Below are 21,098 nucleotides of genomic sequence, written 5' to 3' on the forward strand. Positions count from 1 at the left end.
GGTACCCGCAGCACGGAGCTGCGGGTACCGGCCCTCGGTCCGTCCCGGTGCCGGTGCCGGTGTCAGCCGTTTCCGGTGTCTCCCGGTGCCGGTGTCAGCCGGTCGCCGACGCCCTCCAGTCGCGGGCCCGCAGCGGCATGCGGGCGGCCCCGCCCTCCGCCGGGCGCACCACGAGGATCTGGTTGACGCCGATCTTGTTGTGTTCGAAGGAGAGGGCGGAGGCGGCCATGTAGAGGCGCCAGACCCTGGCCCGTCCCGGCGAGGCCATCCGGACCGCACGGTCCCAGTTCTCCTCCAGGTTGGTGACCCAGCTGCGCAGGGTCAGTGCGTAGTGCTCGCGGATCGACTCGACGTCACGTGCCTCGAAGCCGGCTTCCTCGAGGGTGGCCACGGTCCGTCCCACCGGGGCCAGTTCGCCGTCCGGGAAGACATAGGCGTCGATGAACTCGTCCACGTGGTACGCGGACTCGTCCTTCTCGGGGCGGCGGGCGATCTGGTGGTTGAGCAGCCGGCCGCCGGGCTTGAGGAGCGCGTAGAGGTCGTCGGCGTATTCGCGGAAGCGGACCGAGCCGACGTGTTCCGCCATGCCGATGGACGAGATGGCGTCGTACGGGCCGTCCCTGACGTCCCGGTAGTCCTGGACCCGGATCTCGATCCGGTCGGTCAGGCCCTTTTCCGCGATGCGCTTCCTGGCGTAGGCGGCCTGTTCGACGGAGAGGGTCACTCCGGTGACCCGGGCACCGTACTCGCGGGCCGCATGGATGGCCATGGAGCCCCAGCCGCAGCCGACGTCGAGAAGGCGGTCGCCCTCCTTCAGCGCGAGCTTGCGGCAGACCAGGTCGAGCTTGTCGCGCTGGGCGTCCTCAAGATTCCCGTCGTCCTCCCAGTAGGCGCAGGAGTAGACCATGGACGGGCCGAGGACCAGTTCGTAGAAGTCATTGCCCACGTCGTAGTGGTGGCTGATGGCCTCCTTGTCGCGGCGCTTGGTGTGGAGGGTGCCGGTGCGGCGGCGTACCTCCTCGGGCGGCGGGGGCGGCGGGAGCCAGGGGCCGGCGAGCTGCAACAGCCCTTTGGCGAAGGCCCGCACCTTCGGGTCGCGGACCGGGTGGACGCTGTCCTTGGCCTCCACGCCCCGGTCCCAGATCAGCGAGGCCATCAGATCCAGGGCCTCGTACAGATCACCTTCGATGTCGAGTTCGCCCGCCACCCAGGCGCGGGCCAGGCCCAGTTCACCGGGCTTCCAGAGCAGCCGGCGCAGCGCGCGGCGGCTGTGGATGACGAGGACGGGGGCACCGGGCGGTCCGGATTCGCTGCCGTCCCAGGCCCGGATACGGACCGGCAGCCTTTCTCCCAGCAACTCCTCCGCGAGAGCGGTCAGCCGCAATGCGGCGTCTGCCATGGCGCACACCTCCGTGATGGTGTTCCCAATGTGCCCAAACATGTCCAAACATGCCTGCAACCACGCCGAGCACCCGCGGCGCCACGACGAGGTACTACACCGTCAACAGTCGCCGGAGCACGCACCATCCCGCTACAGCGCAATGGAACGGCAAAATACCTGTATGGCACATGTATCACTTGGTGCGCCGCCATCGGGCCCCCGCACCGTGCCTCGTCACGCGGCGGCCCGACACACCGAAGGGGCCGCCCGCACCACGGATGGCGGACGGCCCCTTCGGGCGTTGTGCACGTACTGCGCGGGCGAGTGGACCCGCGGGCGGACTAGGAGGCCTTGGCCTTCTCGCCCTCGGCCTTGGCGACGGCCGGTGCCGGGGCCGGCTTGGCGGCCTCGTAGAACTCCTCGCGCGGCGTCTCCATGGCGCCGAGCGAGACGACCTCGCGCTTGAGGAACATCGCAAGGGTCCAGTCGGCGAAGATCCGGATCTTACGGTTCCAGGTCGGCATCGCCATGCCGTGGTACCCACGGTGCATGTACCAGGCGAGACGGCCCTTGAGCTTGATCTTCATCTTGCCCATGACGATCATCGCGACGCCCTTGTGCAGACCCAGACCGGCGACCGCACCCTTGTTGGCGTGGCTGTAGTCCTTCTGCGGGAAGCCGCGCATCCCGGAGATGACGTTGTCACCGAGGACCTTGGCCTGACGCAGCGCGTGCTGGGCGTTCGGCGGGCACCAGGCGTTCGGGTTGCCGGCCTTGCGGCCGACCATGTCCGGAACCTGGGCGTTGTCGCCCGCGGCCCAGATGTAGTCGGTGCCCTGCACCTGGAGCTTCTCGGAGGTGTCCACGTGACCGCGCGGACCGAGCGGCAGACCGAAGCGGGCCAGCGCCGGGTTCGGCTTCACGCCGGCCGTCCACACGATCGTGTTGGAGTCGACCTCGAGGCCGTTCTTCAGCACGACATGACCGTCGACGCAGGAGTCCATGGAGGTCGAGAGGAAGACCTCGACGCCACGGGACTCCAGGTGCTCCCGGCCCCAGGTGCCCAGCTTCGGGCCGACCTCGGGAAGGATCTTGTCGGCGGCGTCGACGAGGATGAAGCGCATGTCCTCGCGCTTCACGCTCGTGTAGTACTTCGCCGCGTCGCGGGCCATGTCCTCGACCTCGCCGATGGTCTCCGCACCGGCGAACCCGCCGCCCACGAAGACGAACGTCAACGCCCGGCGGCGGACGTCCTCATCGGTCGTCGAGTCGGCCTTGTCCAGCTGCTCGAGGACGTGGTTGCGCAGGCCGATGGCCTCCTCGATGCCCTTCATGCCGATGCCCTGTTCGGCAAGGCCGGGGATCGGGAAGGTGCGGGAGACCGCGCCCATCGCGATGACCAGGTAGTCGAAGGGCAGCTCGTAGGCCTCGCCGACGAGCGGCGCGACCGTGGCGACCTTGCGGTCCTGATCGATGGTCGTGACGCGGCCGGTGAGAACCTCGGCCTTAGGCAGTACGCGTCGCAGCGGGACGACGACATGCCGAGGCGAGATGCTGCCGGCGGCGGCTTCGGGGAGGAAGGGCTGGTAGGTCATGTACGACCGGGGGTCGACGACCGTGACGGTCGCCTCGCCGTAGCGCATCTTCTTCAGAATGCGCCGAGCTGCGTACAGGCCTACGTACCCACCGCCTACTACGAGGATCCTGGGACGCTCCGTGGTGCTCATGCCATCGAGTATCCACCCCCCTCGGAGGGCATGCTCGTGAGCCCCTTCACAAGGTATGGCCCACCCTCTGCTACACTTCGCCGCCCGCGTGACCGAGGTCATGGCGCCGGAGGGGAACCACGGTGCAGCGGCGAACGTTGTTCACCGCCTGTGAGCTGGCCCTTGAGCCTCCGGGCCGGGTGAACCACCGCCCCGATTCACACGCCGGCAACGCGTCCGGAACAGTCCCGTATCGACACGGAACGACCCCGCGAGCGGCCCTGGATGCCCATACGGACCAGAACTGCCCCCCGCGGGGCCGAATTCCTTGTGAAGAAGTTCACGAACTTCGTTGCGACGTGTCTCGCGAGGCGCCCCCCGAGTGGCCCACGAAGGCTCAAAAGTGCAGGCCGGAGTGCGCATGAGCACTGTTCTCCCACCCTGCGGAAGGCCCGCCGCACGCCTCCCGCGCACGAGCGGACCTACGCGATCGACCAGCCGATTCCGTCGAGGATGTCGTGCTCGCTGACGACGATCTCCTGTGCCCCGGTCCGCTTCATCACTGCGAGCAGGATCAGCGCTCCCGAGGTGATCACATCGACCCGTCCCGGATGCATCGCACCGATCGCGGCACGCTCGGCATGGGTGGAGGTGACGAGCCGTCCGGTGATCTCCTGGACCTGGCCGAGGGAGATCCGGGAGTGGTGGATCGCCTCGGAGTCGTACACGTCGAGCCCCAGGGCGATCGCGGCGACCGTGGTGACCGTCCCGGCGAGGCCGACGAGAGTGGCGGCCCCGGTGAGCGGGACGCTCTCCTCGGCGAGATCGAGGGCGGCGTCGATGTCGGCGCGGATCGCGGTGATCTGACCGAGGGTCGGCGGATCGCTCACGACACCGTCGTGCACGAGATGCCGCTCGGTCATCCGTACGCAGCCGATGTCCACGGAGCGCGCGGCCCGCACATGGTCGTCGCCGACGACGAACTCGGTGGAGCCGCCGCCGATGTCCACGACGAGATACGGCTTCGCGAGGTGATCTCGGCCCGCGAGCTCCTTGGTGGCGCCGGTGAAGGAGAACTCCGCCTCCTGGTCGCCGCTGATCACCTCGGGCTCGACGCCCAGGATGTCCAGCACGCCGCGGACGAACTCGTCCCTGTTCTCCGCGTCGCGGGAAGCGGAGGTGGCGACGAAGCGCACCTTCTGCGCCCCGTGCTCCTTGATCACCTCCGCGTACTGGCGGCACGCGGCGAACGTCCGCTCCAGGGCCTCGGGCGCGAGCCGGCCGGTGCGGTCGACGCCCTGGCCGAGGCGGACGATCTCCATCCGGCGGTCGAGCTCGACGAGCTCACCGGTGGACGGGTCCGCGTCGGCGACGAGCAGACGGATGGAGTTGGTACCGCAGTCGATGGCGGCCACGCGAGTCATGGATGCTCCTGTGGAATCAAGCCCCTCCGGCGATCGAGGAGCGGGGGCCGGGGGCCGGAGCCCCCGGGAACGGTCAGGCCTCGTCGCCCGCGTCCGCCAACTGGCAGGGCGTCACGCACGGCCCCTTGCGCCACCACTCCGGCAGCATCGCGATCGCCTCGTCGCCGAGCGGGTTCACCCCGGGCCCCGCGGCCAGCGAGTGCCCGACCAGCACGTGCAGGCACTTCACCCGGTCCGGCATGCCCCCCGCGCTCGGGAAGCCCTCGAGGACCTCGATGGCATCGCGCCGGGCGATGTAGTCCTCGTGCGCGGCCCGGTACGCGGCGGCCAGCTCGGGGTCCGTACCGAGGCGCTCGGTCATCTCCTTCATGACGCCGTTCGCCTCCAGCGTGCCGATCGCGGAAGCGGCACGCGGACACGTCAGGTAGTACGTCGTCGGGAACGGCGTACCGTCCTCCAGCCGGGGCTGCGTCTCGACCACGTCCGGGTTGCCGCACGGGCAGCGGTGCGCGATCGCGCGCAGCCCGCGCGGCGGGCGGCCCAGCTGCTGCTGGAACGCGGCGATGTCCGCCTCGGTGGGCGCGGTGGACTCGGTCTGCGGAGGGGGGGTTTCCATGCCTGCCTAGGTTCTGATCGGGCTGCTCGAACTGCGGTTCTGCAGATGGATGAAGAGAGTCAGTCGCGGTCGGCGCTGTCGACGCCGTCCCAGAGATTGGAGTGCCACGGCCGACCGGACTCGTCCGTCTTGCCGTTGCGCTCCTTGACCGCGTCGGGGTCGATCACCGTGTAACCGGTCTCCCCGGGGAGAAGGTAGTGCAGGTGCTTGCGGGCCAGCTGCCTGATGTACGCATCGTCCTGGAGGCGCGCCTTCTCGTCGCGCAGCTCCTCGGTGCGGGCCGCGGCCTCCTGCGCCATACGCTCCTGTTCGGCGATCTCGTCCCGCTGCGACACGTACTGCCGCATCGGGTACGCGAGGGCGACCACCAGGGAACAGACGACGAGAGCGAGGAAGGCCGCCCGGCCGGTGAGCCGGGAGCGGCGGGCCTGACGGCGGCTCTGCGACCGGTAGACGCGGGCGGCGGTCTGCTCGCCGAGCAGCCGCAGCCGGGTCGCGGTGGAGAACCGGTCCCGGTCCTTCGCGGCCATGTCTCCGCCTCCCCATTACGCACGTCCGTCCCCGCACACGGTACGGGACCGAGTGCGGGGACGGACGGAGGCCGGGGACTTCTGCCCTCGAAGGGCCGGTGCTCAGCCCTTGAAGCGCGGGAACGCCGAGCGGCCCGCGTACACCGCGGCGTCGTCGAGGATCTCCTCGATGCGCAGCAGCTGGTTGTACTTGGCGACGCGGTCCGAGCGGGCCGGGGCGCCGGTCTTGATCTGACCGCAGTTCACCGCGACGGCGAGGTCGGCGATGGTGACGTCCTCGGTCTCGCCGGAGCGGTGGGACATCATGCACTTGAAGCCGTTGCGCTGGGCCAGCTCGACGGCGTCCAGGGTCTCGGTCAGCGAACCGATCTGGTTGACCTTGACGAGCAGGGCGTTGGCGGAGCCCTCCTCGATGCCGCGGGCCAGACGCTCCGGGTTGGTGACGAACAGGTCGTCGCCGACGATCTGCACCTTGGCGCCGAGCTTCTGGGTGATGACGTTCCAGCCGGCCCAGTCGTCCTCGTACAGCGGGTCCTCGATGGAGACCAGCGGGTACGCGGAGACGAGCTCCTCGTAGTACTCGGTCATCTCGGCGGCCGAGCGGGACTTGCCCTCGAACTCGTACTTGCCGTCCTTGTAGAACTCGGACGCGGCGACGTCGAGCGCGAGCGCGATGTCCTTGCCCGGGGCGTAGCCGGCTTCCTTGATGGCCTCGAGGATGAGGTCGAGGGCGGCGCGGTTCGACTCCAGGTTCGGCGCGAAGCCGCCCTCGTCGCCGAGACCGGTCGAAAGACCCTTGGTCTTCAGGACCTTCTTCAGCGTGTGGTAGACCTCGGCGCCCCAGCGCAGGGCCTCGGAGAAGGACTCCGCGCCGATCGGGGCGATCATGAACTCCTGGATGTCCACGTTGGAGTCGGCGTGCGACCCACCGTTGAGGATGTTCATCATCGGGACGGGCAGCAGGTGCGCGTTCGGGCCACCGAGGTAGCGGAACAGCGGCAGGTCCGAGGCCTCGGAGGCGGCGTGGGCGACGGCCAGCGAGACGCCGAGGATGGCGTTGGCGCCGAGCGAACCCTTGTTCTCGGTGGCGTCCAGGTCGAACATCGCCTGGTCGATCAGCCGCTGCTCGGTCGCGTCGTAGCCGACGAGCTCCGGGCCGATCTGCTCGATCACGGCGAGGACGGCCTTCTCGACGCCCTTGCCCTGGTAACGGTTGGGGTCACCGTCGCGAAGCTCAATGGCCTCGAACGCACCGGTGGAGGCGCCGGACGGCACAGCAGCACGACCCGTGCTGCCGTCGTCGAGGCCAACCTCGACCTCGACCGTGGGGTTCCCCCGGGAGTCGAGGATTTCCCGGGCTACGACGACGTCGATGGACGGCACGAGGCATCTCCTTCTGGGATATGACACTGATTGTGCAGGGTCACTTTGGCCTTGCGACAAGAGCCTAACCGGCCCGGCCCGCTCAGCCGGACGACCGCCCGCCCCCTGGGACGAAAAAGGACCCAAGAACGCACATTGCCTGACAAACGGTCAGAATTTTACTGGTCAGTAACTACAACAGTTGAACGATCACCCATAGTCGGCGTCCCTGTTCGACAGACGACACAGAGGTGACGCGTCACGCGGAAACCCCGGCCCGGCGCATACGGGGGATTGCGCGCCGGGCCGGGGTGCTCAGGGGGAGAGCCCGGACTACTTCGTCAGGTGGAGCTGCTGACCCGGGTAGATCAGGTCGGCGTCCTTGACGATGTCCTTGTTCAGCTCGAACAGCTGCTGCCAGCCGCCCTTGACCTTGTGGTCGGCGGCGATCTCGCTCAGGGAGTCGCCGGCGGCGACCTTGTACTCGCCGTCGCCCCTCTTGACCTTCTCGCCGGTCGGGGTGGTGACGGTCTTCTTCGACTCGGCCTGCGGGGCGGCGGAGCGGTCCGAGCGGGAGGCGGCCGGGGCCTCGGTGCGCTCGGCCTTCTCCGGCTGGGCCTGCTTCGGCGCGGCCGGGGTGCTCTTCTGCTCGGTGGCGTTGGAGCTGGAGGTGGAGTTCGAGGAGGAGCCGGCGTCGACGCCCGGGTCGACACCGTCATTGGTCAGGTTGCCGGCACCGGCGCAGCCCCAGGCACCCGGCCCCTGCATGTCGAGGAGCTTCTCGGCGACGGTGATCTGCTGAGCCTTGGTGGCCAGGTCGGCACGGGGGGCGTACTGCGTACCACCGGCGGCCGCCCAGCTGGACTGCGAGAACTGCAGACCGCCGTAGTAGCCGTTGCCGGTGTTGATGGACCAGTTGCCACCGGACTCGCACTGGGCGACGGCGTCCCAGGTGGCGACGGAGGCGGCGGAGGCGCCGGTCGCGCCCATCAGCGGTACGGCGACAGCGGTACCGGCGACACCGGCGAGCGTGGCGATACGGACGGCCTTGGACGGGCGGCGGTGCTTGCCCTTGCTGGAAAACAGCATGGAACTTCTCCTCACCGACGCCTACGAGGTGAGCTGTCGGGTTCGGGCCAAGTGAGTTGCCCGGTCGCACGTCCTAGCACGCGACTTCACCCCAAGCCGGTCCTGATGCGTCTCTCGACGATCGGGCCCGGCGCTTACCTGGGTCCCCCGCTCCTGCCTACGGCGCTTTACGCGTCTGTTCCCTTCGACCGACGGCAGGATTCGGCGTGACGGTCGACGGGGCCCGCGGTGCGAGCGGTTCCGACCGTAAACATACGCAACCCTCACATTCAAAGACGGACACATCGGACAATCTTCCCCTACTTGCATCTGAGGAACCGTCGTTTTCGCAGGTGGGGGCGGTGCGGAAGGGTTCCCCAGGCGCGACACGCCAGTTGACGCAAAGAGACCCATGTCTCACTTACACATAAGCGGACATAGGTCCCTGAACTACCCCAGTTTTCGAGGCTCTTTTAACCGATTTTCAGACTGTCCTCACTCGGCCTTCACATCGAGATCGAGGCTCTGGCCAGGGAGGATGAGGTCCGGATCGGAGCCGACGGCATCCTTGTTGGCCTCATAGAGCGCGGGCCAGCCACCGGCAACCTTCTGTGCGTCAGCAATCGCCCAGAGGTTGTCGCCGGGGTGCACGGTGTACGTACCGTCGGCGGCCGAAGCGCCCGCGTCGCGCGCGTCGGCGTCACCGCGGGAGGCATGGCGGCCCGACTCGCGGTCGGCGCCGTTCGCGTCCTGACTCGCTTCGGGAGCCGGTGCGCCACGGTGCTTGCCACCGACACCATCGGATGAATCGGATGAGCCGGATGAATCGGGCATCTTGGTGGACGGAGTGGCCGACGCGGTGGCGGAAGGCTTCGCGGACGTCTTGGCCTTGCCGGCCGACTTGTCGGCGCTCTTCGAACCCTTCGAGCCGCCCGTAGCGTCCGAGGCGCTGTCCGACGGCGTGGCGTCATCGGACGGGGCCGCCGACGCACCGTCAGCCTCCTCCGCGCTCTGCGTCGGCTCGGAGGAGGGCGCGGACCCCGGGTCGACACCCGGCAGCGTCCCGTCCACCGCGAGGCCGGAGATGACCGCACAGCTGGGCCACGCCTGCGGGCCCTTGTCGTCCAGGACCTTCTGGGCCACGGCTATCTGCTGCGCGCGGCTGGCGAGGTCGGCACGCGGGGCGTACGCCTCGCCGCCGTACGACTTCCAGGTCTCCTGCGAGAACTGCAGCCCGCCGTAGAAGCCGTTGCCGAGGTCGGCGCTCCACATGCCGCCGCTCTCGCACTCCGCCACCCGGTCCCAGGTCGTGGCCTCGGCCGCGTGCGCACCGGCCGCGCCGAGCAGCGGGATGGCGATGGCCGATCCGGTCACGCCCGCGGCGACGACGATGGCGGGTGCCTGACGAGGGCGACGGTGTCTGCCGTTCGCGGAGCCCATGGGGTTGCCTTCCGTGTGACTGACGAGTGACTGGTGAGTCGAACGGTGAACCTAGCGGGACTCGAACGTGTGTCACAAGTCGATGCAGCGCAGATCACGTGAAAGTCACAGAGTTGACGAAGTGTCACTTTGCGTCGGGGCGGACCCCGGCGCGAACTCCACAGGCAGAGTGCGCAGTCCACGCATGATGAGCCCACCACGCCACCGCAAATCGGTAGGTTCCACCGCAAGCCGCAGATCCGGAAGGCGCCTCATGAGCGTCGCGAGCGCGGTCTGTCCCTCCAGTCGGGCGAGCGGTGCTCCCAGGCAGTAGTGGATGCCGTGCCCGTATCCGAGGTGCTGATTGTCACGCCGTGCGAGGTCGAGCGTGTCGGGGTCCTCGAAGCGCTCCGGGTCGCGGTCGGCTGCGGCGAGTACGACGAGTACGGGGTCGCCGGCCGCGATGTCCTGCCCGCCGAGCGTCAGCGGCTCGGTGGCGAACCGCCAGGTCGCCAGCTCCACCGGGCCGTCGTACCGCAGCAGTTCCTCGATCCCGGTCTCCAGCAGATCGCTCTCCTGCGCGTCGAGGGAGTGCTGCAGCCGCTCGCGCTGCGCGGGGTTGCGCAGCAGGGCGTACACCCCGTTGCCGATGAGGTTGACCGTCGTCTCGAAGCCGGCGAAGAGCAGGATGAAGGCCATGGCCGCGGCCTCGTTCTCGGTGAGGTGCTCGCCGTGGTCGCTGGCCCGGATCAGCCCCGAGATCAGGTCGTCCCCCGGGTTCTCCCGCTTGCGGTGGATCAGTTCGGCGAGATAGCCGCGCATCTTCTTCACCGACCTGGCCACCCCGCCGCGCGGGCCGCCGCCGTGGCGGATCATCATGCCCGCCCAGTCCCGGAAGTCGTCCTGGTCCTCGCGCGGGACGCCGAGCAGATCGCAGATCGCGTAGATGGGCAGCGGGAACGCGAAGTCGTGGATGAGGTCCGCCTTCCCCTCCGCGATGAAGCGGTCGATGAGGTGGTCCGTCAGTTCCTGCACCCGCGGCGCGAACTCGGCGACCCGGCGCGGGGTGAACGCCTTGGAGACGAGGCGGCGCAGCCGGGTGTGATCGGGCGGGTCGATGTTCAGCAGATGCGTCATCAGCTCCGCCTTGCGCTCGCCCGGGATGCCCGTCTTGCCCTTCGCGTGCGCCGGCTCGGCGTGGTGCGCCGGGTTCTTGGAGAGCCGGGTGTCGGCGAGCGCCTGCCGGGCGTCGGCGTACCGGGTCACGAGCCAGGCCTCGACACCGCTGGGCAGCGCGGTCCGGTGCACGGGACTGTGCTCGCGCAACCAGGCGTAGGCCGGGTACGGGTCGGTGGCGAACTCCCAGGTGAAGAGTTCGGGGGCGCCGGCGGGGCAGGCGGCGGGGTGATCGGCTGGGCGGTCGGCGGGGCTGTGGTTCACCCCCCGACGTTATCCGTTGCCCTCCGCCGCCCGGATGGCGTCCCGGTAGGCGCGGCCCGCGGCCCGCAGTGCGGCTTCGGGGTCGACGCCGTCCCGTTCGGCGCGTACGGCGAGGGCGAGGAGCTCGTAACCGATGCCGTCGCCCGTGGGGAGCGGCACATCGAGTCCTGCGGTACGGACCCGGCCGGCCAGTTTCGCCGCGAGCGCCAGCCCGGGCTGGCCGAGCGGGACTCCGTCGGTGACCGAGTCCCGCTGCTTCTCGATGGCCTTGGTCCGCAGCCAGTGGGCGTGAACGTCCTCCGGGGTCTCGGCACTCTCGTCGCCGAAGACGTGCGGGTGGCGGTGGATCAGCTTCTCGACGAGGGTCGCGGCCACGTCGTCGACGGAGAACGGCTCGTCCTCGGCCTCCTCGGCGATCCGGGCGTGGAAGACGACCTGCAGGAGTACGTCCCCGAGCTCCTCGCGCAGCTCGTCGCGGTCACCGTCCTCGATCGCCTCGACGAGTTCGTACGCCTCCTCGATGGCGTACTTGGCGAGGCCCTTGTGGGTCTTCTGCGAGGTCCAGGGGCATTCGATCCGGATCCGGTCCATGACCTGGACCAGATCGAGGAGCCGGGCGCCCGGCAGATCGTACGAACCGGGCAGCAGCTCCAGGTCCGGCATCTGCACCCGGCCCGAACCGGCGAGCCGGGCCAGCCCGTCCGTCAGCGGCTGGTTGCCCTCGCCGCCGGTGACGACCACGACGGTCCGGCCGCCCGCGCAGGCGTCGACGAGCTCCTGCGCGGTGGGCGCGGAATGCTCGACGCCGACGCCCGCCTCGCGCAGATACGGCAGCTGCGGGTGGTCCTGCTCGGCGCAGAGCACCCGGTCGGCGGCGTGCAGCGTCTGCCAGGCGGGCCAGGACAGAAGTCCGGGCGCGACGCGGTGGCTGGCGGTGAGCAGGACGATACGGCCGGGGTCTTCAGCGTTCACCGTTCGAATCTACCCCGGTCGGTCCGCTCGTCGTTTTCCGCAGCCTTCTAGGCGCCGGCCCCGACACCCGTCTCCGCGGGCTTGGTGACCTGGGTGATCCAGGGAGCCTTGTAGTTGGCGAGCTGGGTCTGCTTGTTGTCCCAGGTGCCGTAGCGCGGATTGACGTCGACCTTCAGTGCCTTCGACGCCTTGCTGAGCGCATCGCCGACGGCCTGCTGCCCCTCGGGCTGCTGCAGGTCGGCGCCGAGCGCCTGGGCCAGCTTCGTCAGCTGGACCTGCTCGCGCAGGACGGCATCGATCTGGCCGGGGGCGACCCAGCTCTGCTGGAGCATCGCCGTCCGCAGCTGCGCCTCTCCGCCGGACTGGGCGGCCGCCGCCTTCCGCATCTGCTGGATCTCGTTGCGGCTGACGGTCACGCCCGCGTCCTGCGCGGCCCGGTCCAGGACCCGGTCGAAGATCATGCCGTGCAGCTTGGCCCGGCTGAGCTGCCCGGACTTGTCGATGAGCTGGGACGCGTCCTTCGAATCACGCTGGGCCTCGCGTACGGCCGCCACCTGGCCCTGGAGCGTGGACACCTCGATCCGGTCCCCGCCCACGAGGGCCGCGGCGCCCGGGTGGGCCTGGCCGCCGCAGGCGGTCAGAAGTGGGGCGCCGGCGAGCAGGGCGGCGGAGACGGTGAGCGCGGTGCGACGGCGGCGGTGCAAAGGAACCTCCCGGGGAGAGTTTGTGCATCAGTGCACAAGACCTTGCGGTGATCGATGTTAGGCAGTGGATGTGGTTGGGGCCACTGGTTCGACCAACGATTCGGAAGGAGTTGGGGATGTGGGCCCTCTCAGGGGTGCCCGGCGACGCTCAGGACACGCGTTCGGCCGCCGGGACCTTGCTGTCCGGGCGCAGCATGATCGTGCGCGAGACGACGAATGTGATCGGGATGGCCGCCGCGGCCGCGACCAGCGGCGCGTACCGGCTGCTGAACCCGGCGAGGTCGACCAGCAGATAGACACCGCCGGTCGTGATGACGAAGTTGGCGGCGTTGGTGAGCGGGAAGAGCAGGAACTTCCGCCAGGTCGGACGGGTCCTGTAGGTGAAGTAGGAGTTCAGGAAGAAGGAGCCGGTCATGCTCAGCGCAAAAGCGACCACATGGGCGGCGATGTACGGCAGCCAGGTCAGCAGGACGAGGTAGCAGCCGTAGTAGGTGCCGGTGTTCACGACTCCCACGAGGGCGAATCGGGCCATCTGTGCCTTGACCGTCATCGGCGTACGAACTCCTGGGGCTTCCGTATCGGCTGCGGCGCCGCTTGGGTGTTCGTGGCCTTCACCAGGAAGTGCGGGCGCCGCTTCACCTCGTAGTAGATACGGCCGACATACTCACCGACCACCCCGACCATCACCATCTGGACCCCGGCAAGGGCGGTGACCACGACGAGCAGGGTGACATAGCCGGGGGTGTCGACGCCTCGCACCAGCGCGACGCCGACGATCCACGCTGCGTAGGCGAAGGCGACGGACAGCAGCAGCATGCCCAGATAGAGCGCTGCGCGCAGTGGCTTGTTGTTGAAGGAGAGAAGCCCGTCGAGACCGTAGTTGAGAAGCTTTCCGAAGGTCCAGGCGGAACGGCCCTGCTCGCGGACGGCATTCTCGTAACTGAAGGTCGTGGTGCGGAATCCCACCCAGGCGAAAAGGCCTTTGGAGAACCGGTTGTATTCGGTGAGTTCCAGCACGGCATCGACGGTGCGGCGGGACAGCAGCCTGAAGTCGCCGACGCCGTCGACCAGTTCCACGTCCACCAGGCGGTTGATCAGCCAGTAGTAGGCGCGGGCGCTGACGGTGCGGGTGACGCGGTCGCCCTTGCGGGTGCGGCGGGCGATCACCTGGTCGTAGCCGTCCTCGTGCTCCTGGATCATCCGGCCCACGAGCTCCGGCGGGTGCTGGAGGTCGGCGTCCATGATGACGACCGCGTCGCCCTCGGCGTGCTGGAGGCCGGCCAGCATGGCGGCCTCCTTGCCGAAGTTCCGGCTGAAGGAGACATAGCGGGCCCGCGGGTCGGCGGCGGCCAGCTCCTGGAGGATCACCAGGGTCCGGTCCGCGCTGCCGTCGTCGACATAGACCAGCTGGAATTCATGTCCCAGTCTGGTCATTTCATCCGTGACGCGTTCATGGAAACGTTCGAGGATCTCTTCCTCGTTGAAACAAGGCACCACCAGCGAGATCAGCACGGATGTACATCAACCCGTCCACATGTCGGAATCCGATGCTTCATATGACCGATGGGCGTCCATCAAGTGAACTGACCCATTTAGACAGGGGTTTATACGTTCGAGGCTGGCATATTCCTGCGTATGCCGACTCTCCGTCCCCGCCTGCGCGCGGGCTCGCTCGCCGCGCTGCTCACCGTCGCCGCCGTCTGTGCGGGTGATGCCTGGGCGCGCAGCTTTCCGTTCGGGCCGCGCACCCGGAGCGTCAACGACCTGGGCAATCAGTTCGTGCCGTTCCACGCCCGGCTGTGGGACCTGCTGCACGGGAGCGCCGACGGCGGAGTGCTGCTCAACTGGTCGTCCGGGTACGGGACCAGCTTTCTGCCGGATCTCGGCACCTATCTGACCAGCCCGTTCGCCCTGCTCGTCGGGGTCTTCCCGCGTGACCGGATGGACCTCGCGGTCTATGTGGTGACGGTCCTGAAAATGGCGTCGGCCGCGGCGCTCATGGCCCTGTTGCTGCTGACGCTGCGCGGCGGTCGCTGGTGGGCGGCGGGCGTGCTCGGTGGTTCGTACGCGCTGTGCGGCTGGTCGGTCGTCGAGGCGTCGTACAACCCGATGTGGCTGGACGGTCTGGTCGCCCTGCCGCTGCTCTGTCTGGCCGCCGAGTGGGCCCGGACGGGGCGGCACCGCATCGCCGCGCCGTTGCTCGTCGCGGTGGTGTGGGCGGCCAACTTCTACACGGCCTACATGGCGACGCTCGGGGCCGCTCTGGTCCTTGCGGTCCGGCTCTTCACGGAGCGGGAGGACCGGCGGGCGGTGGGCCGGGGGCTGGTGCGTGCGGTCTGCACGGTCGGGGTCGGCGTCGGTCTCGCGGCGCCCGTCCTGATTCCCGTCTATCTGGGGACGAAGCATGCCTACCCGGGCTGGGACCGGACGTTCGCGCCCGCTGCCTGGCCCGATGTGCTCGCCCGGCTGCTGCCCAACACGTACAGCTTCTTCACCCCGGCTCTCTTCCTCGGCACGGGCACCCTGCTCCTGGCCTGTGCGCTGGCCTTCCAGCGGTCCGTGCCGCGGCGCGAACGGTGGGCGTGGGCGGGGCTGGTGGCAGGGGTCGCGCTGTCGTTGCAGTGGGGGCCGACGCATCTGCTCTGGCATGCGTTCGCCACACCCAACGGCAGTCCGTACCGGCAGACGTTCGTACTGGCCGGACTGGTGGTGATCGCCGCCTGGATCTCGGTCGCGTACGACTGGCCAAAATGGCGGGCGCTGCTCGGCGGCGGCACGGTGCTGGTGCTGCTCGCGGCCGGAGCCGGCATCAGCGGTCTGGTCACGCGTTGGACGTATCCGCTGTTCGCGGCCGGTCTGGTGGCGGCGGTGGGTGCGCTCCTGCTGGTCGGGCGCGGCCGGAGGTTCGCGGTGCTCGCCGCCGTGCTGCTGATCGGCGCACAGGCCGGGCAGGCCGCCGCGACCACCGCGTTCGCCGACCGGCAGAAGCTGAACCGGCTCGACCACTACGCGCCCTGGGGCGAGCGGCAGCGGATACAGGCGGCGGCAGTAGCGGGCGCCGACGGCTGGCCGCGCTATCGCACGGACCCCGGCCGGGAGCAGACCACCGCGAACGATCCGCTGCTGGTGGGCGGGCAGGGCGCCGCGTACTACAGCAGCCACACCCCGGCCGTGCTGACCCGCACGCTGCGGGCGCTGGGCGGCGGGTGGACGTCGAACGGCCGGGCCGTGCAGAGCCTCGACAACCCCGTCACGGACGCGATCTTCTCGGTCGGTGCGCGGGTGCGCGGGCCGCGCGATCCGTATCAGGTGTGGAACGCCCCGGACGACCGGCCGGTGACGGTGAGCCGCGAGGAGGCGCCGCCACTGGTGACGGTACGACGGCCGGGCGGGCCCGTGCCCTTCGGCCGGTCGCCGTTCCGGAACCAGGAGGAGCTGCTCGGCTCGGCGGTCTACACGGTCCCGAAGACGGTGCTGCGCGCGGCGGCGGGTGGCGCGGTGACGGACCGGGGTGCGTACGACTACCGGGTGGGACGCGGTACGTACACGCTGACCGCCCACTGTCCGGCCGCCTCGGAGGCATATCTGTGGACGCCCGACCTGTTCGGCTCTGCACGGCTCGGCAAGGGCCCGGAGGTCGAACTCAAGGGGCAGCTCCCGGCCCGCCGCGCCCCGATGGAGCGCCTGGGGACGGCGGGCGGGAGCGCGCCGGTGGTGGTCACGCTGACCTCCGTGCGCGAAGGGACCGTGCCGCACGAGGCGATCGGCTGCCTGGACCGGTCCCGGCTGGCCTCGGCGATCGCCGGTCTGAAGCGCACAGGTGCGACCGCCGTCCATGTCACCGCCGACGGCATACGGGCCGAACTGCCGCCCGGCAGCACCGGAACGGTCGTGATCGCCGCGCCCCGGATCGCGGGCTGGAGCTGCCAGGGGCGGCCCGCCGACAGCTATCTGGGCCTGGTCTCCGCACCGGTCCCCGCCCGCGGCACCTCCGTCGACTGCACGTTCCGGCCCCCGGGCCTGCGGGCGGGTGCGACGGTGGGCACGGGCGCGGTGCTCGTCCTGCTGGGGGCCGGGGTGTGGGGGGCGCGGCGGCGACGGCGGGGTCCGGCCTGAGGGAACCAGCCCACGATCGCGACCGGGGCGTCCCAGGCGTTCCGGTCGATCGTGAGCGTGCCCCCGGTGGTGTCCCCGCCCGCTCAGGGGTTCCCACGTCATGCGAGGCGGCAGCGGCTTCTACGGGCGCTGGTTGGTCACACGTCAAGCCGCTGTGGAGCGGTTGCCCGGGGGCGCTTCGTCAGGATCGCGGCCGTCGTGCGGGGTGAAGACGAAAGCTGAGGTATCGCCGTCGAGGTCGATGGTCAGCGACGCGTCCAGGGCCTTGGCGAGGCGAGTGAGCAGTTGCAGGGTAGGCACGGAGTCGCCGCCCTCGATGTGAGAGATCTGCGGCTGGGTCATGCCTGCGCGCCGCGCCAGTTCGGTCTGCGACAGACCGAGTTCGACACGGCGGTCGTAGACGGCCTGGCCGAGTGCGAACGCATACCCGGCTTCCCGGTAGGCCGGGGACTCCTCGACCGAGTCTCCCAGGAGCTTCCTCGTCCGGCGGGTCTTCCACTGGGAGTGGTTCACGGATTCTCCTCCTTGATCCGGTCGTAGCTGTGCTCCGCAGGACCGTGGTCCGCCTCGCACGATTTCTGTGCCTGGCGCGCGCTCGACCTCGGTCGTCTCGCGCTGCCTGGTCTTACGGAACACCGTCAGCAGCACGATGTGCCGGTCAGGAGCCAGCCAGTACGTGATGCGCACGGCGTTGCCGTCCATGGTGAAACGCAGCTCGCGTACTTTGCCGCCGAGGTGGCGCGAGTACGGCTCCCCCAGAGTCGTTGGCTGGGCGGCGAGCATGTCGGCCGCCCGTTCGGCCTTGTCGTACTGGGCATCCGAAAGGAGTTCCAGCCAACGTCGGACTTCCGGCTCGATCTCAAGCCGCCAAGGACCACTCACGGAAGCGACAATACAGAAATCTATATGAACCCGCAGTGCTGTCCGGACTGGTTGCCACCCCGGCCCCCCGCCCGCGGCACCTCCGTCGACTGCACGTTCCGGCCCCGGGCCTGCGGGCGGGTGCGACGGTGGGCGCGGGCGCGGTGCTCGTCCTGCTGGGGGCCGGGGTGTGGGGGGCGCGGCGGCGACGGCGGGGTCCGGCCTGAGGGAACTAGCCCACGATCGCGACCGGGGCGTCCCAGGCGTTCCGGTCGATCGTGAGCGTGCCCCCGGTGTGCGTCACCTTCTTGTTGACGGCGTACTGGTGACCTCGGCGGTGCCCGGTGTACAGCGTCGAGGCGTACGGGAAGCCCTTGGTGGTGGAGTACACGTCGTCGTAGCGGGCGTACCAGAGGATCTCCGGCAGGTCCGTACGGTTCGTGGCGCTGGCCACGACGGCGGCGCTGGAGTTGCTGAAGCCGTAGAAGCCGGACCAGTACCCCTTGGCCTTGACCGTCTTGTCGAACGACCGGATGTAGGAGAGCACCGTGTTCACGCAGGAGGTGTTCTTCGGGTCGAAGTACTCCATGTCGAGGTAGACCGGGCTGCCCGGCTTCATCCCGAGCGCGGCCTCCTTCGCCACCGCGTCGTTGGCATCGGTGACGGCCAGCGAGGTGGCGTTGGCGGCGGTCATCTTCTCGGGGTTGGCGCTCGTCTGGCACGGCGGCTGCGCGCCGACGTACAGCGGGACCAGTTTCCATCCGGTGGCGCTGACGGACTTCACCCAGGAGGCGGTGAGGTTGGGCTGAGCGCAGCCGCGGTTCTTCCCGCCGACGTACACGGCGGCACCGTGGTAGACGGAGGAGCTGTACCAGCCCTTCATGGTGGTCAGCGACGGTGCGGTGCAGGTGTCGAAGACATGCCCGGTGTAGATCTTCGGCGCGGGCCTGGAGACCGTGGTGGCGGTGGCGGCCTCGGCGGCGAACGCGCCACCGGCGAGAACGGCCACGCCTGCCACGGCCATGGAGATGCGGCGGTGCTTCTTGGATATGCGGTGAGAAGGCACAGAGACCTCAACAGTGCTCGAAAGAAGTGAGAGGCCGACGGGGCAGGCGAGTCGTCAGCCGCCCCGGCGGCAGATCACGGTCTCACGCCGGAGCCGGCCTTCGCCCCCGGCCGCGGTCTCCACGACAATCCATTGCGGAAGCTTGGCGTGTCCATTACTCGCCCTCGTCGCGACCGTCGCCGGCTCCGCCGCCCCGTCAGCCGCCGTGCACCTCCACCTGGCGGTCGAGGCGGCGGCGCAGCTCCACCGGCAGCGGATGGTGCGGTCCGTATGCCCGCTCCGTGTCGTACAGCAGCCCCTGCAGCTGTACGCGCGCCGCCACATGGTCGCCGACCGCGAGCAGCAGGTGCCCGATGCGGTTGCGGATCTCGAAGGAGCGGGCCGGGTCGTTGCCCATGGCGTGGTGATTCTCGTAGTACGGGAGAACCGCGCGGTACTCGGCGAGCGCGGCGGCCGGTTCGCCGAGCTGCTCCAGGCACTGGGCCGCGTCGTAGCGGAACTGGAGCGTCTGGGCGTCGGCCGGGCCGGCCTCCGCCGCGCGGTCGTCGGCGAGGCGGCGCAGTTCGGGCAGGGCGCGGCGGTACTGGCCGTCGTCCATCAGCGTCGCCGCGTACTGCTTGCGCAGGATGCGGACCACGGCGGAATCCTCACCGTGCTGTTCGGCCGCGACCGGGAGGATGGAGCCGAGGATGTCCACGGCCTGGGTGATGCGGCCCTCGCCGAGCAGCTTCTTGACGTCGTCGACGGCGGCGGCGACATCGGGCCGGGCTGCGGCCCGGGCGGGCGGGGCCGGAGGCGGGGGCGGGGTGGTCGCGCGGTCGGGCCACGGGGCGTGCGGGCGCAGGAAGGGGCGGGTCGGGTCGAGAGGTCCTGTCGGGAGCCCTGTGCCCCGGGTGGGCAGCAGCGGGGCGAGGTGTTCGTACACCTCCTGGGCGCCGGACGGGCGATGCTGCGGGTCCTTGGCCAGCAGCCGCAGCACCAGCGTTTCGAGCGGTTCGGGGATGTCGGGCCGGATCCGGCGGACCGGGAGCGGTGGCTCGTAGAGGTGGCGGTGCAGCACACCGAGGGCGGTCGACCCCGCGAACGGCACGTCGCCGCTGAGCAGTTCATGAAGGAGCACACCGAGTGCGTACAGATCGGTGTACGGGCCGACGGCACCGCCCATCGCCTGCTCGGGAGCCATGTAGGCCGGGGAGCCGATCGGCGAACCGGTGTGGGTGAGACGGGTGGTGTCGGTGTCCAGGACGGAGGCGACGCCCAGGTCGAGGACGGTGACGGTGCCGTCCGGACGCACCATCACATTGCGGGGCTTGAGGTCGCGGTGGACGATCGGCACCGCGTGCACGGCACAGAGGACGGCACAGAGCTGGGCGGCGACCGCGACGGACCACTGCCAGGGGTACGGGTCGTGCTCGGCGAGATGGTCGGCGAGGTCGGCGCCCTCCACGTACTGCATGACGAGGTACAGGTCGTCGCCGTCGCTGCCCGCGTCGTGGACGGTGACCAGGCCCGGATGGTCGACCTGGGCGGTGACCCGGCACTCGCGGACGAAGCGGCGGCGCAGCTCGCCCGCGGCCTCGCTGCCGATGGGGCCGGTGACCCGGTCGGGGCGGAGCAGCTTCACCGCGACCCGGCGGTCCAGGCGCTGGTCGTAGGCCGTCCAGACCTGGCCCATGCCGCCCTGGCCGAGGATGGTCGCCAGCTGGTACCGCCCGCCGATGAGGCGTCCGCTCACCGTCCCTCCTCCTTGCGGAGGTAGTCGCTCAACTCGTCGAGCTCGGCGCGGACCTGGTCGATGCGCTGGGGCTGGGGGTGCGGCTGGGGGTGCGGTTGGGAGTGCGGTTGGGAGTGCGGCTGGGAGTGCGGTTGGGGGCTCGGTTGAGGGTGAACCGAAGGATGCGGCTGGGGCTGCTGGTACTGCTGAGGCGGTGCGGCGGGCGGCTGCATCGGCTGCCTTGCCTGCATCGGCTGACGCAGCGGCGGCTGTTGTACGGGCACGGGCGCGGGGGCGGGCACACGCATCGGCGCCGTGGGCGCGTAACCGTACCCCGGCACCGAGGGCGCGTAACCGCCCATGAGGTTCTGCTTCGTGAGCTGTTCGTAGTGACGGATGTCCCCGACCAGGTAGTAGGCGGAAGCGGCCGCCATCGCCAGCAACAGCAGCGGTATGAGGACGTTGTCGATGCCTGTGGGCTCGTCATTGCCGTCCCTTCCGAGGATCGGCAGGAGCACACAGACGAACACGAACCCGGCCCCGGCCAGCCACCAGTCGGACGTCCGGCGGCGCACGATCGCGAGGCGGAGCAGCGGGCTCCACAGCAGCAGTCCGAGCGAGCACACCGAGAGCACGACGAACAGCACGCGCATCGAGACGATCCAGGCCCGGCTGGGAACCCGGCGCGGCTGCGTCGGCGGATGACCCGGGGCGTACAT

At 69.7% G+C, this 21,098-nt stretch carries 18 protein-coding genes, 1 pseudogene and 1 riboswitch; of the genes and pseudogenes, 1 reads left to right on the top strand and 18 read right to left on the bottom strand.

Annotated features, from left to right (window positions below):
• Positions 1 to 94: 94 nt before the first annotated feature.
• From ACFVYE_RS10405 to ACFVYE_RS10465, 13 genes are all read right to left on the bottom strand, one after another.
• Positions 95 to 1,399 carry a class I SAM-dependent methyltransferase gene (locus ACFVYE_RS10405; protein ID WP_383960527.1) on the bottom strand — a complete coding sequence of 435 codons (1,305 nt, stop codon included), beginning with the start codon at positions 1,397 to 1,399 and terminating at the stop codon, positions 95 to 97.
• A gap of 323 nt (positions 1,400 to 1,722) precedes the next feature.
• A complete protein-coding gene (locus ACFVYE_RS10410) occupies positions 1,723 to 3,108 on the bottom strand; it encodes an NAD(P)/FAD-dependent oxidoreductase (protein WP_383960530.1) in 1,386 nt (461 codons plus the stop codon).
• 461 nt (positions 3,109 to 3,569) lie between these two features.
• Complete coding sequence (locus ACFVYE_RS10415; protein WP_383960532.1) at positions 3,570 to 4,511, bottom strand: exopolyphosphatase; 942 nt, start codon at positions 4,509 to 4,511, stop codon at positions 3,570 to 3,572.
• A 73-nt stretch (positions 4,512 to 4,584) separates the two neighbouring features.
• Positions 4,585 to 5,127 (bottom strand): DUF501 domain-containing protein, encoded by a 543-nt coding sequence (locus ACFVYE_RS10420; RefSeq protein WP_389605007.1) that lies wholly within the window; start codon positions 5,125 to 5,127, stop codon positions 4,585 to 4,587.
• Positions 5,128 to 5,186: 59 nt separating this feature from the next.
• Positions 5,187 to 5,657: a septum formation initiator family protein gene (locus tag ACFVYE_RS10425; protein WP_383960538.1), complete on the bottom strand. Its 471-nt coding sequence runs from the start codon at positions 5,655 to 5,657 to the stop codon at positions 5,187 to 5,189.
• A gap of 102 nt (positions 5,658 to 5,759) precedes the next feature.
• Entirely contained in the window at positions 5,760 to 7,040 is a 1,281-nt protein-coding gene (eno, locus tag ACFVYE_RS10430) for a phosphopyruvate hydratase (protein WP_030926869.1), read from the bottom strand.
• Between the two features lie 312 nt (positions 7,041 to 7,352).
• Positions 7,353 to 8,108: a transglycosylase family protein gene (locus ACFVYE_RS10435; protein WP_383960541.1), complete on the bottom strand. Its 756-nt coding sequence runs from the start codon at positions 8,106 to 8,108 to the stop codon at positions 7,353 to 7,355.
• A gap of 3 nt (positions 8,109 to 8,111) precedes the next feature.
• Positions 8,112 to 8,283: riboswitch (cyclic di-AMP (ydaO/yuaA leader) on the bottom strand.
• Between the two features lie 299 nt (positions 8,284 to 8,582).
• Positions 8,583 to 9,527 carry a transglycosylase family protein gene (locus tag ACFVYE_RS10440; protein WP_383960543.1) on the bottom strand — a complete coding sequence of 315 codons (945 nt, stop codon included), beginning with the start codon at positions 9,525 to 9,527 and terminating at the stop codon, positions 8,583 to 8,585.
• Between the two features lie 105 nt (positions 9,528 to 9,632).
• Entirely contained in the window at positions 9,633 to 10,946 is a 1,314-nt protein-coding gene (locus ACFVYE_RS10445; protein WP_383960546.1) for a cytochrome P450, read from the bottom strand.
• 9 nt (positions 10,947 to 10,955) lie between these two features.
• Positions 10,956 to 11,918 (bottom strand): nucleoside triphosphate pyrophosphohydrolase, encoded by a 963-nt coding sequence (locus ACFVYE_RS10450; protein ID WP_383960548.1) that lies wholly within the window; start codon positions 11,916 to 11,918, stop codon positions 10,956 to 10,958.
• Positions 11,919 to 11,965: 47 nt separating this feature from the next.
• A complete protein-coding gene (locus tag ACFVYE_RS10455) occupies positions 11,966 to 12,622 on the bottom strand; it encodes a SurA N-terminal domain-containing protein (RefSeq protein ID WP_383960551.1) in 657 nt (218 codons plus the stop codon).
• Positions 12,623 to 12,770: 148 nt separating this feature from the next.
• Entirely contained in the window at positions 12,771 to 13,172 is a 402-nt protein-coding gene (locus tag ACFVYE_RS10460; RefSeq protein ID WP_383960554.1) for a GtrA family protein, read from the bottom strand.
• The gene (locus tag ACFVYE_RS10465; RefSeq protein WP_383960555.1) at positions 13,169 to 14,134 is read right to left on the bottom strand and encodes a glycosyltransferase family 2 protein; all 966 of its coding nucleotides are present in this window, start codon (positions 14,132 to 14,134) and stop codon (positions 13,169 to 13,171) included. Before ACFVYE_RS10465 ends, ACFVYE_RS10460 begins: the two co-directional genes overlap by 4 nt.
• A gap of 123 nt (positions 14,135 to 14,257) precedes the next feature.
• Between ACFVYE_RS10465 and ACFVYE_RS10470 the strand changes: the two genes are divergently transcribed.
• Positions 14,258 to 16,738 (top strand): YfhO family protein, encoded by a 2,481-nt coding sequence (locus ACFVYE_RS10470; protein WP_389605012.1) that lies wholly within the window; start codon positions 14,258 to 14,260, stop codon positions 16,736 to 16,738.
• A 144-nt stretch (positions 16,739 to 16,882) separates the two neighbouring features.
• On the opposite strand, the gene ACFVYE_RS10475 is transcribed toward ACFVYE_RS10470, so the two are convergent.
• From ACFVYE_RS10475 to ACFVYE_RS10495, 5 genes and pseudogenes are all read right to left on the bottom strand, one after another.
• Positions 16,883 to 17,251, bottom strand: a complete 369-nt coding sequence (locus tag ACFVYE_RS10475; protein WP_389605014.1) for a helix-turn-helix domain-containing protein — start codon at positions 17,249 to 17,251, stop codon at positions 16,883 to 16,885.
• Positions 17,248 to 17,620 (bottom strand): annotated as a pseudogene (locus tag ACFVYE_RS10480) (type II toxin-antitoxin system RelE/ParE family toxin). The gene ACFVYE_RS10475 and the pseudogene ACFVYE_RS10480 overlap by 4 nt, the downstream one beginning before the upstream one ends.
• A gap of 211 nt (positions 17,621 to 17,831) precedes the next feature.
• Positions 17,832 to 18,665: a glycoside hydrolase domain-containing protein gene (locus tag ACFVYE_RS10485; protein WP_383960563.1), complete on the bottom strand. Its 834-nt coding sequence runs from the start codon at positions 18,663 to 18,665 to the stop codon at positions 17,832 to 17,834.
• Positions 18,666 to 18,861: 196 nt separating this feature from the next.
• Positions 18,862 to 20,400, bottom strand: a complete 1,539-nt coding sequence (locus ACFVYE_RS10490; RefSeq protein WP_383960565.1) for a protein kinase — start codon at positions 20,398 to 20,400, stop codon at positions 18,862 to 18,864.
• Complete coding sequence (locus ACFVYE_RS10495; RefSeq protein ID WP_389605016.1) at positions 20,397 to 21,098, bottom strand: hypothetical protein; 702 nt, start codon at positions 21,096 to 21,098, stop codon at positions 20,397 to 20,399. The genes ACFVYE_RS10490 and ACFVYE_RS10495 overlap by 4 nt, the downstream gene beginning before the upstream one ends.

The sequence above is a fragment of the Streptomyces sp. NPDC058239 genome (assembly GCF_042882185.1).
Lineage (GTDB): Bacteria > Actinomycetota > Actinomycetes > Streptomycetales > Streptomycetaceae > Streptomyces.

What these genes read in the sequence shown, in the direction of transcription:
- ACFVYE_RS10405 (WP_383960527.1), bottom strand. Translation starts at nt 1,399, where the DNA reads ATGGCAGACGCCGCATTGCGGCTGACCGCTCTCGCGGAGGAGTTGCTG.
- ACFVYE_RS10410 (WP_383960530.1), bottom strand. Translation starts at nt 3,108, where the DNA reads ATGAGCACCACGGAGCGTCCCAGGATCCTCGTAGTAGGCGGTGGGTAC.
- ACFVYE_RS10415 (WP_383960532.1), bottom strand. Translation starts at nt 4,511, where the DNA reads ATGACTCGCGTGGCCGCCATCGACTGCGGTACCAACTCCATCCGTCTG.
- ACFVYE_RS10420 (WP_389605007.1), bottom strand. Translation starts at nt 5,127, where the DNA reads ATGGAAACCCCCCCTCCGCAGACCGAGTCCACCGCGCCCACCGAGGCG.
- ACFVYE_RS10425 (WP_383960538.1), bottom strand. Translation starts at nt 5,657, where the DNA reads ATGGCCGCGAAGGACCGGGACCGGTTCTCCACCGCGACCCGGCTGCGG.
- ACFVYE_RS10435 (WP_383960541.1), bottom strand. Translation starts at nt 8,108, where the DNA reads ATGCTGTTTTCCAGCAAGGGCAAGCACCGCCGCCCGTCCAAGGCCGTC.
- ACFVYE_RS10440 (WP_383960543.1), bottom strand. Translation starts at nt 9,527, where the DNA reads ATGGGCTCCGCGAACGGCAGACACCGTCGCCCTCGTCAGGCACCCGCC.
- ACFVYE_RS10460 (WP_383960554.1), bottom strand. Translation starts at nt 13,172, where the DNA reads ATGACGGTCAAGGCACAGATGGCCCGATTCGCCCTCGTGGGAGTCGTG.
- ACFVYE_RS10470 (WP_389605012.1), top strand. Translation starts at nt 14,258, where the DNA reads ATGCCGACTCTCCGTCCCCGCCTGCGCGCGGGCTCGCTCGCCGCGCTG.
- ACFVYE_RS10495 (WP_389605016.1), bottom strand. Translation starts at nt 21,098, where the DNA reads ATGTACGCCCCGGGTCATCCGCCGACGCAGCCGCGCCGGGTTCCCAGC.